This is a genomic window from Siphonobacter sp. BAB-5405 (assembly GCF_002872335.1).
Lineage (GTDB): Bacteria > Bacteroidota > Bacteroidia > Cytophagales > Spirosomataceae > Siphonobacter.
On sequence record NZ_NJAG01000111.1, the window covers coordinates 1 to 350 of the forward strand.

General features: G+C 43.4%; 1 protein-coding gene. It reads left to right on the top strand.

The window, feature by feature from the left end; genetic code table 11:
- The coding region (locus BWI97_RS26175; RefSeq protein ID WP_146011062.1) for a mobile mystery protein B at positions 1-302 on the top strand (302 nt) is incomplete at its 5' end.
- Positions 303-350: the final 48 nt, after the last annotated feature.

A 350-nucleotide genomic window follows, 5' to 3' on the forward strand; every position in this document is an offset into this window, starting at 1 on the left:
AGCTACGCCGCCTATTGGATGATACCAAAGCCTGGATTGAATTTGAATCTTATTCAGCCGATGAAATAGCGTACCGTTTTCATCACCGCCTGGTATGGATCCACCTGTTTCCTAACGGAAATGGCCGGCATTCCCGGCTCATGGCGGATGTTATTCTTAGCAAACTGTTAAAGGAGGAAGCATTCAGCTGGGGAAAAGGGGATTTATCGAGTGCTAGTGAAGTTCGAAAGAAATACATTGAGGCTCTTAGGGCAGCGGACCAGTATGATTATAAACTGCTAAGCGAGTTTGTAAGATCCTAAAATTCATTAAGGTTACTTGTGACTTTTAAAGCCACAAGTAACCTTACT